At 73.7% G+C, this 15270-nt stretch carries 13 protein-coding genes; 7 read left to right on the forward strand and 6 right to left on the reverse strand.

What is annotated here, in order from left to right; translation table 11 throughout:
- Positions 1 to 4 precede the first annotated feature (4 nt).
- Both ABEB06_RS26685 and ABEB06_RS26690 read left to right on the forward strand, forming a co-directional pair.
- Positions 5 to 382: a metal-sulfur cluster assembly factor gene (locus ABEB06_RS26685; protein WP_345699427.1), complete on the forward strand. Its 378-nt coding sequence runs from the start codon at positions 5 to 7 to the stop codon at positions 380 to 382.
- 82 nt (positions 383 to 464) lie between these two features.
- Positions 465 to 1283, forward strand: a complete 819-nt coding sequence (locus ABEB06_RS26690) for an RICIN domain-containing protein (protein ID WP_345699428.1) — start codon at positions 465 to 467, stop codon at positions 1281 to 1283.
- A gap of 60 nt (positions 1284 to 1343) precedes the next feature.
- Here ABEB06_RS26690 and ABEB06_RS26695 read toward each other — a convergent pair whose 3' ends face one another.
- Positions 1344 to 2687 carry an MFS transporter gene (locus ABEB06_RS26695; RefSeq protein ID WP_345699429.1) on the reverse strand — a complete coding sequence of 448 codons (1344 nt, stop codon included), beginning with the start codon at positions 2685 to 2687 and terminating at the stop codon, positions 1344 to 1346.
- A 367-nt stretch (positions 2688 to 3054) separates the two neighbouring features.
- On the opposite strand from ABEB06_RS26695, the gene ABEB06_RS26700 reads away from it, so the two are divergent.
- A complete protein-coding gene (locus ABEB06_RS26700; RefSeq protein WP_345699430.1) occupies positions 3055 to 4689 on the forward strand; it encodes a hypothetical protein in 1635 nt (544 codons plus the stop codon).
- Positions 4690 to 4716: 27 nt separating this feature from the next.
- Here ABEB06_RS26700 and ABEB06_RS26705 read toward each other — a convergent pair whose 3' ends face one another.
- Positions 4717 to 5163, reverse strand: coding sequence for a VOC family protein (locus ABEB06_RS26705; RefSeq protein ID WP_345699431.1), 447 nt, complete (start codon positions 5161 to 5163; stop codon positions 4717 to 4719).
- A gap of 207 nt (positions 5164 to 5370) precedes the next feature.
- Here ABEB06_RS26705 and ABEB06_RS26710 point away from each other — a divergent pair, with 207 nt between their 5' ends.
- Both ABEB06_RS26710 and ABEB06_RS26715 read left to right on the forward strand, forming a co-directional pair.
- Positions 5371 to 6531, forward strand: a complete 1161-nt coding sequence (locus ABEB06_RS26710; RefSeq protein ID WP_345699432.1) for a hypothetical protein — start codon at positions 5371 to 5373, stop codon at positions 6529 to 6531.
- 154 nt (positions 6532 to 6685) lie between these two features.
- Positions 6686 to 8134, forward strand: a complete 1449-nt coding sequence (locus ABEB06_RS26715) for an alkaline phosphatase PhoX (protein WP_345699433.1) — start codon at positions 6686 to 6688, stop codon at positions 8132 to 8134.
- A gap of 7 nt (positions 8135 to 8141) precedes the next feature.
- Here the strand turns inward: ABEB06_RS26715 and ABEB06_RS26720 are convergent, their stop codons facing one another.
- Positions 8142 to 9755 carry a PucR family transcriptional regulator gene (locus tag ABEB06_RS26720; protein WP_345699434.1) on the reverse strand — a complete coding sequence of 538 codons (1614 nt, stop codon included), beginning with the start codon at positions 9753 to 9755 and terminating at the stop codon, positions 8142 to 8144.
- A 244-nt stretch (positions 9756 to 9999) separates the two neighbouring features.
- Between ABEB06_RS26720 and pruA the strand changes: the two genes are divergently transcribed.
- Positions 10000 to 11628, forward strand: coding sequence for an L-glutamate gamma-semialdehyde dehydrogenase (gene pruA, locus ABEB06_RS26725; RefSeq protein WP_345699435.1), 1629 nt, complete (start codon positions 10000 to 10002; stop codon positions 11626 to 11628).
- 82 nt (positions 11629 to 11710) lie between these two features.
- Entirely contained in the window at positions 11711 to 12640 is a 930-nt protein-coding gene (locus ABEB06_RS26730; RefSeq protein WP_345699436.1) for a proline dehydrogenase family protein, read from the forward strand.
- A gap of 83 nt (positions 12641 to 12723) precedes the next feature.
- On the opposite strand, the gene ABEB06_RS26735 is transcribed toward ABEB06_RS26730, so the two are convergent.
- The 3 genes from ABEB06_RS26735 to ABEB06_RS26745 form a co-directional block, all read right to left on the reverse strand.
- Positions 12724 to 12918 (reverse strand): hypothetical protein, encoded by a 195-nt coding sequence (locus ABEB06_RS26735; RefSeq protein WP_345699437.1) that lies wholly within the window; start codon positions 12916 to 12918, stop codon positions 12724 to 12726.
- Positions 12919 to 12973: 55 nt separating this feature from the next.
- Positions 12974 to 14584: a DUF6531 domain-containing protein gene (locus ABEB06_RS26740; protein ID WP_345699438.1), complete on the reverse strand. Its 1611-nt coding sequence runs from the start codon at positions 14582 to 14584 to the stop codon at positions 12974 to 12976.
- 110 nt (positions 14585 to 14694) lie between these two features.
- Positions 14695 to 15258 (reverse strand): WXG100 family type VII secretion target, encoded by a 564-nt coding sequence (locus ABEB06_RS26745; RefSeq protein WP_486334169.1) that lies wholly within the window; start codon positions 15256 to 15258, stop codon positions 14695 to 14697.
- Positions 15259 to 15270: the final 12 nt, after the last annotated feature.

A 15270-nucleotide genomic window follows, 5' to 3' on the forward strand; every position in this document is an offset into this window, starting at 1 on the left:
ACTGATGAGTGACACCCCGGAGACCGGGGCCGAAGCGGCGGAGGAGTCCGCGGTCGGCTTCACCAGCGTGGGCACCGTGTCCGTCGAGGACCTCCGCGAGGCCCTGATGGACGTCGTCGACCCCGAGCTGGGCATCGACGTGGTCAACCTCGGCCTGATCTACGGCATCCACATCGACGAGGGCGACGTCGCCACCGTCGACATGACGCTCACCTCGGCGGCCTGCCCGCTCACCGACGTCATCGAGGACCAGGCCCGCACCGCCACCGACGGCCTGGTCAAGGACCTGCGGCTGAACTGGGTCTGGATGCCGCCGTGGGGCCCCGACAAGATCACCGACGAGGGCCGCGACCAGCTGCGCGCGCTGGGCTTCAACGTCTGAGGCAGCTGCCGTTCATCGCCGAGGGGCGCGGGTCGTCCCGCGCCCCTCGGCGCTTTCCGGCCCGGTACTACAATCCCGGTCCATGATCTACGGGGCGGGGAACGGCGAGCCGGACTGGGCGGCGCTGGCCGAGCAGCACGAACGCGAGACGGTACGGCGCAGGCGCCTGCGGGTCGGGGCCGCGGTGGGCGGCGCGGTGCTCGCCGTCGGTGCGGTCTCGGCCGTCGCGGTGGGCCTCTCCGGTGGCGGCCCGGCGTCCGGCACCGCCGCGGGGGCGGGCCCGTCCGGCACCGCCGGACCCGCCCGGCCGGCCCCGGACCAGCCCTCCCCGTCCGGGACGGGCTCCGCCCCGGACTCCGTCGCGGCCTCCGCCACCGCCTCGGCGTCCGCCTCCGCGAGCGCCTCGCGCAGCGCGTCCGCCACCGCCGGGGCGAAGCCCTCCGCCACCGGCGCGCGACCGACCGCCCCGGTGACCACCACCGCCCCGCCGCCCGCCGACATCCGCGGCGGCATCCTCAACGCCAACAGCGGCAAGGCGCTGGAGATCGAGAACTCCGTCACCGCCGACGGCGGCCGGGCCCAGCAGTGGACCTACTCCGCCAACCCCACCATGCAGTGGGTCCTGCACTGGGTCGGCGACAGCTGGGAGATCCGCAACGTCAACAGCGGCAAGTGCCTCCAGCCGACCGGCGGGGGCACCGCCGACGGCGTGCACGCCCAGCAGTGGACCTGCGACGGCTCCGCCGCCCAGCACTGGGAGGTCCGCGGCACCGGCAACCGCCAGCTGGTCAACCGCAACAGCGGCAAGTGCCTGGAGGTCGAGAACTCCCAGAAGACCGACGGCGCCACCGTCCAGCAGTGGACCTGCTCCGCCAACCCGACGATGGCCTGGAAGTTCTGAGGCCCGTCCGACGGCTCCGGCAGGAGCGCGTCGATCCGGCAGGAGCCGTCGGACGGGCCGTCAGGCCGGCTGCGGGCCGCGTCGGCGGGTGGTGAGGACGGCGGCGGCCAGGGCGAGGCAGGCGAGGGCGGCGACGGAGGCGAAGCCGCCGACGGCGGGGAGCAGGCCGTAGCGCTGGGTGAGCGCGCCGACGGCGATGATGGGGGCGGAGGAGCCGAGGTAGACGACCACCCAGAGGGTGGAGAGCTCGCTGCCGCGGCGAGCCGGGTCCAGCGCGGCGACGGCGGTGGTGAACAGCGAGCGGAAGGCGACGCCCTGGCAGACGCCGCCGAGGACGCTGCCGATGAAGAGCAGCGCGGGCGTCCCGGTGTACTGGGCGGCGACCACCAGGCCGAGGCCGGCCGCGAGGCCGGTCATGCCGAGGGCGACGACCAGGCGGTCGGCGGTCGGCGGGACGACCAGCTGGGCGGCGGCCGAGGAGCCCAGCAGCAGGGCCGCGACCACGGCGCCGGTCAGGTGCGAGGTGGTGTGCAGCAGCGAGGAGGAGAACGCCGGGGCGAGCGCCAGGTAGACGCCGAAGACGCCGTACGAGACGAAGCCGGCGCCGGCGGCGAGCAGGAACTCGCGGCGGCCGGTGCGGGGCAGCCGCAGCCGCTGCGGGCGCAGGTGCGCGGGGGTGGTGATGCGCGGCGGGGAGGCCGGCGGGCGGAGCGAGCCGGGCATCCGGGGGTGGACGAGCGCCAGCGGCACGCAGAGCACCAGCAGGGCGACCGCGTGCGCCAGGAACGGGGTGAGCAGCGGGTGTTCGCCGCCGGAGAGGGCGGCGCCGGCGATCGGGCCGAGGGCCACGCCGCCGGCCGAGCAGGCCAGGGTGAGCTTGGCGGCCAGGGTGGGGCGGTCGGGCAGCAGGTCGCCGAGGGCGGCGCCGGCGGCGCCGGTGGAGAGGCCGACCGCGACGCCCTGGACGGCGCGTCCGGCGGCGAGCTGCCAGAAGCTGCCGGCGGTGGCGAAGACCGCGTCGCCGGCGGCGGCCAGCGCCACGGCGGGCAGGATCATCGCGCGGCGGCCGAGGTGGTCGGACCAGTGCCCGACCGCGGCGAGCACCGGCACCAGCGCGAACACGTACACCGTGAACAGGACGGTGGTGTCCAGCGCGGTCAGGCCGAGCCGCTGCTGGAGGACCGGGTAGATCGGGGTGGCCAGGTTGGCGCCGATCAGCAGGAGCAGGAGGGCGCCGGCGACCAGGCCGACGCGGATGCCGCGCAGCGCGTTCCAGCGGCTGATCGCGGAGAGCTGGAGCTGCTGGCGCGGTGCCAGTTCCAGCGGGAGCAGGGCCTCCGACAGTCGGCGTCCGGCGTACTGAACCGTGGTCAGTCCGGAGCCGGCGGGGGAGAGGTCCGCCATGGCAGGGGTCTCCTGTGGCCGGGCACCACCGGGGCAGGCCGGGGCCTGGGGTGGCGGCACGGCGACAGCGCCCGGGTGGGGCGGGGATGTGCGTACGGAAGGGGTCCGGGGCCTCGTTGCCCCGGGGGTGGCGGGCGCGGGGTGTGCGCAGGTGCCTACCGAAGGATACGTGGTCCGCGGGGCCGGACCGGCGCGCGCGGGGTGTGACGCGCACCCCTCAGGTCGGGCGTGGGCGGCCCGCGGCCGATACGCTGGGTCGATGGACCGATTACGCCTCGGTCCCGGACCGGTCGCCCACCCGGTCCGCCGGCCGGACCCACGCGGCGCCCACCAGGTGCCCACAGCGACCACGGGAGAGCTCGCAACGATGCCCGGACGCAGCCGTTTCACTCCTGACCACCCGTCCTCCGAGGACGGCGGCGAGCCGCGCGAGGGCCTGCTGCCCGCCGACTTCGACCTGGCCGACCTGTACGGCGCGCAGAACGGCGGCGACGAGGAGCTGGACGACGTCGCGGTCCTGGTCCCGCCGATCTCCCTGCCGCCGGAGGAGGAGCTGGTCGCCGCCGCGCTGGCCGTGCCGCTGATCGACCGGGTCGTCCGGCTGGCCCGCTGGACGGCCCCGCACCGCTCGGTGGACGAGCACGGCGACCTGACCGGCGACGACCGGGAGGCGGCGGCCCGGCTGCTCGGCCTGGCGCCCGAGGAGGGGCCGGTCGACGGGGACGCGGTGGTGGAGGCGCTGCGGGCGTGGGCGCTCGCCTGCGACCTGGACCTGGTGGAGACCGGGACGACGGCGGAGGGCACGCACGTCGCCATCCCCGGCCCCGACCTGGAAGCGGTCGAGCAGCGCGACCCGGAGACGGTGCTGGAGCTGTGGCTGGAGGCCGCGAGCCTGGTCCGCGAGCTGGCCGCGGAGGCCGACTCGGTCGACCCGGACGGCGACGCCGGCCGGGAGGACGCCGACGAGGACGGCCTCGCCGACGTCGAGGACGCCCGGGACTCCGCGGCGGAGCTGCTCGACGAGGCCCTGCAGGTGCTGTACGAGACCACGGCGTTCGCCGAGCCGGGCGCCGAGACGGTGCCGCTCGGGGTGCTGGCGGCGCTGCTGGTCGTCCCCGACGGCGAGGAGCCGGACGAGGGGATGCTCGGCGACATCACGGACGTGATGGTGGCGCTCGACCCGATGCTCGGCGACCTGGCCGAGCTGGGGCTGCTGGAGCACCGGCCGATCGACCCGGACCTGTTCGAGGAGGAGGACGCGCAGGACGGGGGCGCGCCCGCCGAGGAGGAGGAGCGGGACGAGCCGCTGACCGACGAGGACGCCGCCCGGTTCGGCACGGCGCGGCTGACCCCGCTCGGGCAGTACGCGATCCGTCAGTGGCTGCTGGAGGAGGGCTACGACGCGCCGCTGATCGGCGACCTGGCCGAGGGCGACGGCGCGGCGCTGCTGCAGGGCCTGCTGGACAGCCCGAACACGATGCCGGAGCGGGAGGTGCAGCTCTGGCTGGCCCGGCGGGAGCCGACCGCCGGCGTGCGCGAGCTGCTGGCCGCCGCCCGGGGGCGGGACGCGGGCGGCCCGGTCCGGCGCTACCTGGTGGCGAGCGTGCTGACGGACATCGGCGACCCGGCGGTGGACGCCGCCCGCGAGGTGGTGGACGACCCGGAGCTCGGCGGCCTGGCCCGGGAGTGGCTGCGCGAGCACGGCGTCGAGGTCGACGCGCCGGAGCGGCCGGTGGCGCTGTGGCGGATGGTCGACTCGTTCGCGGCGGTGATGCTGGCCGGCGGCGGCGGCGGCGACGCGGCGCGCCTGCGCCGGCTGGTGGCGGAGCTGCCGGTGACGGACAACCCGGCCAGCTACTTCGGCGAGCTGTGGCGGGTGCCGCACCCGTACACGGCGGACGTGCTGGAGACGGTCGGCGAGCTGCACATCGACCGGACGGTGGCGAAGGAGGCCCGGAAGGCCGCCTTCAAGGCCAGGAGCCGGCAGGGGACGGACCAGTAGGAGCGGAGCGCCCCCCGCGGGCGCCCGTCAGGGCAGGTCGAGCTGGCCCGAGGCGGTGAAAGGGAAGAACGGGTTGTGGGCCAGCTCCCACAGGTGGCCGTCCGGGTCCTCGAAGTAGCCGGAGTAGCCGCCCCAGCTGGTGGGCTTGGGCGGCTTGACCACGGTGGCGCCGGCGTCGACGGCGACGCCGAGGGCGGTGTCGACGGCCGCCGGGGACTCCAGGTTGACGGCGAGGGTGACGCCCCGGAAGGTCGGCTCGCCCTCGTCGGCGGGGACACCGGCGTCGGCCGCCAGCTCCTCGGTGGGGAAGAGGCCGAGCACGGAGTCCGCGGTGCGGAACCAGACGATCTCCGGGCTGGAGGCGGAGGAGCGCTGCCAGCCGAGCGCCTCGTAGAAGGCGGAGCTGCGCGCGAGGTCGGCCACCCCGAGGGTGACGATGCTGATGCGTGCGGGGAAGCCCGCGGTCTCGGTCATGCCGGCCAGCGTAGGCAAGGGCGGTGACAGCCGCGCGGTGGCACGGCGGCGGGCGGGATCCGGCAACCGTACGGGGGAAGCTGATGGCCCAGCAGGTGCCGGGGCCGTATCGTGGGGCGGACGCGGTGCGGGTGGTGGTGGCGGAGGGGCCGGCCAGCCGGGCCGGGAGGACCACAGCGAGGCGAGTACCCGGGGGTGCGGCGAGGAATGACGAGGCAGCGCACGAGCAGGCCCCAGGACCCCGAGGACTACTACGCCGACCACGAGGCGCACCACCGCGAGGTGTTGGCGGACGCGGGCTTCCCGGTGTTCGCGGTCGACGCCGGCGTGCCGGGCGCCCCCGGGGGCGTGGGCCACGCGGTGGGGGCGCACGACGGCTGGAGCGCACCGATCGGTGTGGAGCCGGTGGACGCGCTCGCCGAGTACGAGGTGTTCAACGGCGAGCTCGGCTGGGTGGAGGTCCGCTCGGGCGACTGGAGCTCGGTCGACGGCCCGTACGTGACGGTGCGCACCTACCGGCCCGGCGCCGAGCGCGGCGGCCCGCTGCCCGAGCTGGAGGAAGTGGTCGAGGACGAGCGCGACCGGGTCTACGAGCAGCTCGACATCGACGAGGGCGACGGCCCCGGCCGGGTGCGCGCGCTGCGCGAGTGGATCACGGTGGACGGCGAGCCGCGGGCGGTGCAGATCCACGAGGACCGGCGGGCGGACGGCCCGGCCGGCGCGGTGTGGGCCGGGCGGCTGCGGGTGGACGGCATCACGGTGACGGTGACCGGCCGGGGCGTCGACCCCGGCGGGGTCGAGCTGCGCCGGGTCGACGACTTCGAGCGCTACATCACCGGCCGCACCGCGCTGCTGCGCCAGCTCTCGCTGCGCCAGCGCTCCCGGAACGTCCCGATCGAGGAGCGGGTGCTGCCGCCGGTCACCGGCCTGGAGGCGCACCGCGAGGTGGTCGAGCACAGCGTGGCCGAGGCGGTGGCGATGGAGACCCAGCTGCGGGTCGGCCGGGCGCAGCGGCTGCCGCGGCGGCTGCGCGGGGAGGCGAAGGCGCTGCGCTGGGAGGCGGCGGTGCGCCAGCAGATGCGGCTGGCCTCGGAGGACCGCGACGAGGCGACCGAGGCGGTCGCCGCCATGGTCAACCACCTGACCCGGCTGGCCCAGCACACCGAGTGGCTGATCGGCACGCCCGAGGGGCTGGCGGCCGTGGAGGAGGTCGTGCGCTACACCGTGTTCGCCAGCGAGGTGCCGAGCCTGCCGGCGCAGCGCGCCTGGGAGCGGATGTGGTCCGGCGGCGACCAGCTGTCCGGCGGCGGCGAGGACGCCTGGCTGACGGCCTGGGAGCAGTGGCGGATCGAGCGCACCCAGCACTGAGCGGGCAGGCGAAGGGCTCGCCACGGGCGGGAACGGCCGGGGCAATACGGTCGGGCAATCGGCACGCTGACGACGTGTCGGCTTCACGCGCGGTTCACCCGGCACGCGGAGTCTGGCCGCCACCTGCATCCCCTCTTCCCAGGAGCGACCCGTCATGGAGCTGTCCCGCCGGGACTTCGTCAACCGCTCGACCCTGCTCGGCGCCGGCGTGCTGATCGCCGGCAGCGCCGAGGTGCTGGCCACCGCGCCGGGCGCGATCGCCGCCCCGGCGGGCGGCGAGGCCGCGGCGGCCCAGGGCGCGCCCACCGCGCTCGGCTACGGCCCGCTGGTCCCCGACCCGGACGGCATCCTGGCGCTGCCCGAGGGCTTCCGGTACGAGATCGTCACCTACTCCGGCCGCACCACCCTGGACACCGGCGAGTCCACCCCCAGCAACCACGACGGCACCGCCGCGTTCAAGGGCCGCCACGGCGGCACCGTGCTGGTCAACAACCACGAGCTCAAGGGCCCGCGGGCCAACTGGAAGTACCCGGTGCCGCTGCTGGAGGGCCACGTCTACGACCCGGCCGCGGCCGGCGGCTGCACCGTCGTCGAGGTCCGCAAGGGCGGCAAGCAGGTCACCGAGTGGGTCGGCATCGCCGGCACCTCCACCAACTGCGCCGGCGGCGCCACCCCGTGGGGCACCTGGCTGTCCGGCGAGGAGACCGAGGACAAGGCCGGCCAGAACGGCATGACCAAGGACCACGGCTACGTCTTCGAGGTCGACCCGTACGACCGGGAGGCCAACCGCGACCCGAAGCCGATCAAGGCCTTCGGCCGGTACGCCCACGAGGCCGTCGTGGTCGACGAGCGCCGCGGCCACGTCTACCTCACCGAGGACGCGTCCAAGCCCAACGGCCTGCTGTTCCGCTGGACCCCGCCGGCCGGCTTCGAGCACGGCAAGGGCAAGCTGCGCACCCTCGCCGACGACGCCGGCGTGCTGGAGGCCTTCAAGGTCTTCGACAAGCAGGGCAAGCTCGTCGACGACCTCTCCCGGGCCACCCGGCCGGGCACCGTCTACGGCGTGGACTGGGTCAAGGTGCCCGACCGCGACGCCCGCACCACCCCGGTCCGCAAGCAGTTCAAGGACGGCGAGATCACCCGGGCCCGCAAGCTGGAGGGCATGTGGTGGGGCGACGAGGGCGTGTACTTCGTCTCCTCCTACGCCCGCGAGGAGTCGCCGCTGCAGCACGACGGGCAGGTGTGGTTCTACAGCCCGGCGCGGCGCACCCTGACGCTCAAGGTGATCCTCGGCGTCAACCCCGACGTGTGGGCCGACCGCGGCAACTTCGACGGCCCGGACAACATCACCGTCTCCCCGCACGGCGGCCTGATCATCGCCGAGGACGGCGAGGGCCAGCAGCACCTGTTCGGCACCACCGAGGACGGCCGGACCTACGCGCTGGCCCGCAACGAGCTCAACCTGGGCACCGCGGACACGCCGGAGTTCAGCGAGTTCACCGGCGTGACCTTCTCGCACGACGGGCACACCCTGTTCGCCAACATCCAGGACCCGGGCATCATGCTGGCGATCACCGGCCCCTGGCACCGCTGCGGCCGCTGACGGCCCGCTACTCGGCCAGGCGCAGCTGCAGCATGGCCAGGAGCCGTTGCTGCGGCTGCGCCAGGTCGATGCCGGTGAGCTGCTCGGCGCGGCGGACCCGGTAGCGCAGGGTGTTCGGGTGGATGTGGAGGGCGTCCGCGGCCACCCGGACCTCGCCGAGCGCGTCGAGCCAGGCCAGCACCGACTCGGCGAGCCGGGTGCCGTGCCGCCGGTCGTACTCGGCGAGCGCCGACAGCCGCGGGTCGCGCAGCTCCGACCGCTCCTGGAGCAGCGCCAGCACCTCGCTGACCAGGACCTCGGCCTGCACGTCGATCAGCGCGGCGACGTCCGGCACCACCCCGCCGCGGCCCATCGCGTCGAGGATCCGGTCGGCCTGCGCCCGGGAGGACCGGACCTCGGCCAGGCCCTCGACGGTCGAGCCGATCGCCGCCCGCAGCGGCACGCCCAGGTGCTCGCGGGCCGCCTCCACCACCTCCTGCGCCCAGCTGCGCAGGGTGGCGACCGGCAGGCCGGGCGGCAGCTCGGGCAGCAGCACGTACACCCGGTTCTCGATCGGGGCGAGCAGCGCGCCGCGGTGCCGGGCGGCGGTGTGCACCGAGATCAGGCCGGTCACCTCGGCGCGGGTCAGTTCGAGGTCGGAGCCCGCCTCGCCGGCGCCGGTGGTGTACGCCAGGACGGTGGCGGGCCGGCGCAGGTCCAGGCCGAGGTGGGTGGCCAGCGACTGCGGGCCGGTGGAGCCCTCCAGCAGGCCGGTGAGCAGCGTCCGGGTCAGCCGGACGTCCGCGGACAGCTCGCGGCGGCGGCGGATCAGCTGCGCCGCGGCCACCCGGGCGGCGCCGACCAGGGCCTGCTCGGCGAGCGGGGCGAACGGCTGCGAGCCCTCCTGCACCCAGATCGCACCGAGCGGCTGGGCGCCGGCCCGGATGCCGATCGCCAGCCGGCGGCGGATCCCCAGCTCGGGGTGGGCGTCGATCTCGATCACGCCGTCCGAGCTGCGCAGGTGCTGGAAGACGCCCCACTCGCGGAGCTTGGCCAGGTACGGCTCCGGGCCCTGCCAGCCGAGGATGGACTGCCGGCGCAGCTCGTCCACCTCGTCGGAGCCGGAGGAGCGGGAGTAGGCGAGGACCCGGCTGGAGGCGTCCTCGATGGAGACGATGCCGCCGGTGAGCACGGCGACGGTCTGGGTCAGCGAGAAGAGGTCGCCCGCGTTGAAGTCCGGGGCGTCCGGGGTGTCCGGCCCGGCGATGATGGTGCGGGCCAGCAGGTCGAGGTGCTCCCAGCGGGTCTCCCGGCGGACCGAGAGCAGCGCCACCCCCGCCTCGGTGGCGGCCTCGCGCAGCGCGTCCGCCTGGCCGGGGGAGTCGAGCTTCACGGCGACGGCGGCGGCGCGGGCCCGGCCGGCGGCCCGCAGGGCGGGGAGCGCGGCGCGGCCGCGGGCGCCGATCGCGAGGACCAGCTCGCCGGGGGCGGCGGCCGGCGGGTCCTCCGGGTCGAGGATCGCCACGTCCCGGACCGGCACGTCCAGCCCGGCGGGGGCCGCCTGCAGCTCCACCAGGGGCTCGCCGAGCGACATCAGCAGCTGGCGCAGCGGGATGCCGGTGGCGGTCGGGGCGGCGCGCATCGGCCGGGTCACCTCCGTCCGGGCGGCTTCATCCGGGCGGACAAGCCCGTGGGGCCGAGTTTAGCCGTGCGGACAGCACCCGCCGCCGTGACCGACCCGTGATCCCTTCGTCCGGACCGACAACGGTATTCGGGGGACTTTGGCGGCGCGGCCAACAAGGCGGCCGGGCCTTGGGGAATAGCGTTTCTCCATGGCCGGCGTGCGACCCTCGCCGACCCCCATGACGAGAAGGAGAGCGTGCGCCATGGATGCTGTGACCCAGGTCCCCGCGCCGGTGAACGAGCCGGTCCACAGCTACGCCCCCGGCAGCCCGGAACGGGCCCGGCTGGAGGCGAAGCTGAAGGAGCTGGGCGGCCAGGAGCCGATCCAGCTGACCATGACGATCAACGGAGAGCGCCGGATGGGCGGCGGCTCCGAGATCCACGTCGTCCAGCCGCACAACCACGCGGCTCGGCTCGGCACGCTGCGCAACGCCACCCAGGACGACGCGCGCGACGCCATCGACGCTGCCCTGGCCGCCGCCCCGGCCTGGCAGGCGCTCTCCTTCGACTCCCGCGCCGCGATCTTCCTGCGCGCCGCCGACCTGCTGGCCGGCCCCTGGCGCGAGACCCTGGCCGCCGCCACCATGCTCGGCCAGTCCAAGACCGCCCAGCAGGCCGAGATCGACACCCCCTGCGAGCTGGTCGACTTCCTGCGCTTCAACGTGCACTTCGCCCGGCAGATCATCGCCGAGCAGCCGATCTCCTCCGACGGCGTGTGGAACCGCAGCGACCACCGCCCGCTGGAGGGCTTCGTCTACGCGATCACCCCGTTCAACTTCACCGCCATCGCGGGCAACCTGCCCACCGCGCCCGCGCTGATGGGCAACGTGGTGATCTGGAAGCCGTCCCCCACCCAGCAGTACTCCGCGCACCTGCTGATGCAGCTGCTGGAGGCCGCCGGCCTGCCCAAGGGCGTCATCAACATGGTGACCGGCGACGGCCTGGCCGTCTCCGAGGTCGCCCTCAAGCACCCCGCGCTGGCCGGCATCCACTTCACCGGCTCCACCGCCACCTTCCAGCACCTGTGGCGCACCGTCGGCGAGAACATCGCCGGCTACCGCACCTACCCGCGGATCGTCGGCGAGACCGGCGGCAAGGACTTCCTGGTCGCCCACCCGTCCGCCGACAAGGCCGTGCTGAAGACCGCGATGACCCGCGGCGCCTTCGAGTTCCAGGGCCAGAAGTGCTCGGCGCTCTCCCGCGCCTACGTCCCGGCCTCGCTCTGGGCCGAGCTCAAGGACGACTTCCGCGACGAGGTCGAGTGGCTCACCATGGGCGACGTCAGCGACCTGGCCAACTTCATGGGCGCCGTCATCGACGAGCGGTCCTTCGCCAAGAACAAGGCCGCGATCGACCGCGCCAAGGCCGACCCGAAGGTCGAGATCCTGGCCGGCGGCAGCTACGACGACTCGGTCGGCTGGTTCGTCCGCCCGACCGTGCTGGTCTGCGAGGACCCGGCGAGCGAGTACTTCCGCGACGAGTACTTCGGCCCGATCCTCGCCGTGCACGTCTACCAGGACGACAAGTACGACGAGATGCTGGCGCAGATGGAGTCGGTCTCCTCCTACGGCCTGACCGGCTCGATCATCGCCCAGGACCGCGAGGCCGTGCAGCACGCCATGCACGTGCTGCGCAACGCCGCCGGCAACTTCTACATCAACGACAAGCCGACCGGCGCCGTCGTCGGCCAGCAGCCCTTCGGCGGCGGCCGTGCCTCCGGCACCAACGACAAGGCCGGCGCCAAGCAGAACCTGATGCGCTGGACCTCCACCCGCTCCATCAAGGAGACGTTCGTCCCGCCGACGGACTACCGCTACCCGCACATGGGCTGACGCCTCCTCACCGGGCGGCGGCGCGCCACCCCCGCGCCGCCGCCCGTCTTCTCCCCCTGCTGAACCATCTCCAGGAGTCAAGATGCTCCGTTCCGCCCTCCTCGCCGCGTCGCGCTCCCCCAAGGCGCGCACCGTGATCGAGAAGTTCCCGCCGACCCACGCCATAGTCGACCGGTTCGTCGCCGGCGAGCGCCTCGAGCAGGCCGTCGCCGCCACCGACGAGCTCGTCGCCACCGGCCGCAAGGTCACCCTGGACCACCTCGGCGAGGACACCAAGGACGCCGACCAGGCCGCCGGCACCGCCCTGGCCTACGAGCACCTGCTCGCCGCCCTCAAGGACACCGGCCTCGCCGCCGGCGCCGAGGTCTCGGTCAAGCTCTCGGCCGTCGGCCAGTTCCTGCCGGTGGACGGCGAGAAGATCGCCCTGGAGAACGCCCGCCGGATCTGCGCCGCCGCCGCGGACGCCGGCACCACGGTCACCCTCGACATGGAGGACCACACCACCACCGACTCCACCCTGTCGATCGCCCGCGAGCTGCGCGCCGACTACCCGTGGCTCGGCATCGTGCTGCAGGCCTACCTGCGCCGCACCGAGGCCGACTGCAAGGACTTCGCGTACGAGGGCTCGCGGGTGCGGATCTGCAAGGGCGCCTACAAGGAGCCCGAGTCGGTCGCCTTCCAGGGCAAGAAGGACGTCGACCTGGCGTACGTGCGGGCCCTCAAGGTGCTGATGGCCGGCCAGGGCTACCCGATGGTCGCCTCGCACGACCCCAACATGATCAAGATCGCCGGCCAGCTGGCCGAGTGGAACAAGCGCGACACCGACTCCTTCGAGTACCAGATGCTCTACGGCATCCGGCCCGAGGAGCAGCTGCGCCTGGCGGAGGCCGGCAACACCATGCGGGTCTACCTGCCGTACGGGCAGGAGTGGTACGGCTACTTCATGCGCCGCCTCGCCGAGCGCCCCGCGAACCTCGCCTTCTTCCTGCGCGCGATGGCCACCCGCGGCTGAGTCCGCCCTGGAGCCCACCCTGGCAGGGGTGCACCGAGGCCGCTGGCGGTCCACAAGACCGCCGGCGGCCTTCGCGCGTCGGCTCAGCGGTCGAGCTCCAGCAGGGCGTCGACGTACTCCCGCTCGTTCACGTCCAGGGTGTTCGGGTCGAGATGCCTGATGGGCTCGAAGAACTCGGTCCCGAAGAGGCCGGTGTCGGCCAGTTCGCCGAGTGCGTGCAGGGTGTTCTCCCGGCAGTCCCGGTCGGTCTCGACAGCCGCCGCGGTGGCCAGGGTCATCGCCAACATGCGGGCTTGGAAGCGGTCGAAGGCGCTGATCCAGTCGGTGATGGTGTCACAGGCGCCGCTTCGGATCCGGACGTCTGCTGCGGTGAGCCGTTGCACCAGACCGATGAGCTGCTGGTCGCTGACCGACATCGCTGATTCGCCTCTTTCGTGGTTGGGCCGGGTGGAGGGTCAGGGCGTGTAGCCCGGTGGGAGGTTGCCGTAGCCCGGCGGGTAGGACCAGGGCACCGGCCAGGGATGTGCGAGGCGTCGGCGCCGTACCGCCGGGGTGGGTGACCTCGATCGGCATCCCCGCGGCATTGCAGGTGAAGCGGGTCGTACTGCCCGACGCATCGGTGACCGAGGCCCTGTGGCCGCGCTCATCGTACGAGAACCGGGTGACCGCACCGATCGGGTCGGTGAGTGTCAGCTGAAGGCCGGCGGAGTCGTAGGTGTGCTGCCAGGTCGCGCCGCCCGCACCGGTCACGATCGCCGGGAGGCCGAGGCGGTCGGTGTAGGTGGACGTGGAGCGAGCTCCGTCGGGTCGGGTGATGGCGATGAGGTCGCCGGCACCGTCGTACTCGTATCGAGTCGTGCGGCCGAGGGGGTCGGTGACGGCGATGACCTGGGCGTGGTCGTTGATCATGTAGGTGGTGGTGTGGCCGAGGGCGTTGGTCTCGGTGTGGGTGCGCAGGCCGGTGTCCGGGTCGCGGTCGCCGTAGCTGAAGGTGAAGCGGAGGAAGCCGTCGGTGCCGCCCTCATCGGTGACCCGGCCCAGATGGTCGTAGGTGTACCGGTACTGGGAGTTGTTGCGGTCGGTCCAGGAGGTGAGGCGGCCGTGCGCGTCGTTGGTGAAGCGCATGGGCCTGCCGGAGGAGTTGTAGACGGCGGTGAGGTGGCCGTCCGTGTAGCTGTAGCGCGTCAGCAGGGCGTCGCCACCGGTGTCGCCCGCCTTCGCCAGGCGCAGGGCGGTGATGCGGTCGGCGTCCACGGTGACCAGGAGCTGGTAGCCGCCGGAGTGGGTGATGGAGAGCGGGACTCCGTCCTGGTCGTAGGCGAGGGTGTAGTGGCGGCCGAGGCGGTCGCGGACGACGGTGAGCAGGGCCTCGTCGCCGTCGGGAGTGGGAGTGAACTCCTTGACCAGGCCGGTGGCGGGGTCGGTGACGGTGTAGAGCCCTTCGACGTGGTCGAGTTCGTGGCGGGAACCGGCAGAGGCGTGGACGGGGTCGCCGGGCTCGGGGTGGGGGTAGGCCTGGGTGATTCGGTCGGGGCGGATGTGGACGACGCCGTCCTCGTCGATCTCCAGGCGTTCGTCGAAGGTGCAGATCCACTTCGGGCCCATCCAGCGGCCGGTCACCAGTCCCGATTCGAAGTTGCGGGTGAACGCGAGCGGAAGCGAACCGGGCAGCCACGCGTCGGTCTGGTCGATGAACATCCGGCCGGTGGCGATGTCGACCGGTTCGCCGGGGCACTCGCGCGTGTCGAGCGGGCGACCTTCGGTGCGGGGGCTCTTGACCTGGTTGCGGCCGCGCCGCTTGGGGTGCGACCCGCCGCGGCTGCCGCCCGGGCCGTGGCCACCGCGCGGGTGGGGGACCTTGGTGTCGTGTCCCTTGAGGATCTTCTCCAGGTCCCCGGCGTGCTCGGCCTCGATCTCGCGGGTGTTGTGGGCGACCTTCTTCATGTTGTCGCCGGCCTTGCGGTAGAAGGACTACAGCGCCTTGCCGGCGTCCTCGGCGAGGGTCCTGCCGAGCTTCTGCGCCGCGTCCTCCAGCGCCTTGACGATCTGGTTGCTCATTCGAAGCTCACCCCCGCGATCTTGGACTGGAACACCTGCGCGTGACCGGCGACGGTCTCCGCTTGGTCGTGCATCAGCTGGGCGTGCCGCTCCAGCCCGTCCGGATCGATCCGGAAGCCGGTGCCGGCGGGGGCGCCGCCGTCGACGCCGAGTGCGGCCTCGGCGGCCTGGTCGGCGATGAACGCGGCGGCCAGCGCGACGAGTTCGGCGATCGTCTCGACCTTCATCGCGACGATCACGTCGGCGGCGATGTCGAGTGCGTCGGCCACCACGTGGCAGGCCTGGACCAGCTGGTTGAAGTGCTGGTCGGAGACGGACGCCCACTTGGCGAGCAGCGCCTCGTAGGAGGCGCCCTCGTACGCCTGGCCGAGCTGTTCGACCATGGACGTCGACTTCTGGTGCGCCGCCTCCACGGCCTGCCCGAACTCCCGCACGTGGGAGGCGAACTCACGGACCTTGTCCTCGTTCACCGTCGGCCAGTTGATGCCGATGATCGACATGAACTCCACTACCTCGCCAGGCAGCTCGATCGCCGTGGCGCACCTCGCCTTCCCCCGAATGACGTGTCGCGG

This window comes from Kitasatospora terrestris (assembly GCF_039542905.1).
GTDB lineage: Bacteria > Actinomycetota > Actinomycetes > Streptomycetales > Streptomycetaceae > Kitasatospora > Kitasatospora terrestris.

Excerpts from the sequence above, each read along its gene's own strand:
- ABEB06_RS26685 (WP_345699427.1), top strand. The coding sequence starts at position 5 with ATGAGTGACACCCCGGAGACCGGGGCCGAAGCGGCGGAGGAGTCCGCG.
- ABEB06_RS26690 (WP_345699428.1), top strand. The coding sequence starts at position 465 with ATGATCTACGGGGCGGGGAACGGCGAGCCGGACTGGGCGGCGCTGGCC.
- ABEB06_RS26695 (WP_345699429.1), bottom strand. The coding sequence starts at position 2,687 with ATGGCGGACCTCTCCCCCGCCGGCTCCGGACTGACCACGGTTCAGTAC.
- ABEB06_RS26700 (WP_345699430.1), top strand. The coding sequence starts at position 3,055 with ATGCCCGGACGCAGCCGTTTCACTCCTGACCACCCGTCCTCCGAGGAC.
- ABEB06_RS26705 (WP_345699431.1), bottom strand. The coding sequence starts at position 5,163 with ATGACCGAGACCGCGGGCTTCCCCGCACGCATCAGCATCGTCACCCTC.
- ABEB06_RS26710 (WP_345699432.1), top strand. The coding sequence starts at position 5,371 with ATGACGAGGCAGCGCACGAGCAGGCCCCAGGACCCCGAGGACTACTAC.
- ABEB06_RS26715 (WP_345699433.1), top strand. The coding sequence starts at position 6,686 with ATGGAGCTGTCCCGCCGGGACTTCGTCAACCGCTCGACCCTGCTCGGC.
- ABEB06_RS26720 (WP_345699434.1), bottom strand. The coding sequence starts at position 9,755 with ATGCGCGCCGCCCCGACCGCCACCGGCATCCCGCTGCGCCAGCTGCTG.
- pruA (WP_345699435.1), top strand. The coding sequence starts at position 10,000 with ATGGATGCTGTGACCCAGGTCCCCGCGCCGGTGAACGAGCCGGTCCAC.
- ABEB06_RS26730 (WP_345699436.1), top strand. The coding sequence starts at position 11,711 with ATGCTCCGTTCCGCCCTCCTCGCCGCGTCGCGCTCCCCCAAGGCGCGC.
- ABEB06_RS26735 (WP_345699437.1), bottom strand. The coding sequence starts at position 12,918 with ATGACCCTGGCCACCGCGGCGGCTGTCGAGACCGACCGGGACTGCCGG.
- ABEB06_RS26740 (WP_345699438.1), bottom strand. The coding sequence starts at position 14,584 with ATGAAGAAGGTCGCCCACAACACCCGCGAGATCGAGGCCGAGCACGCC.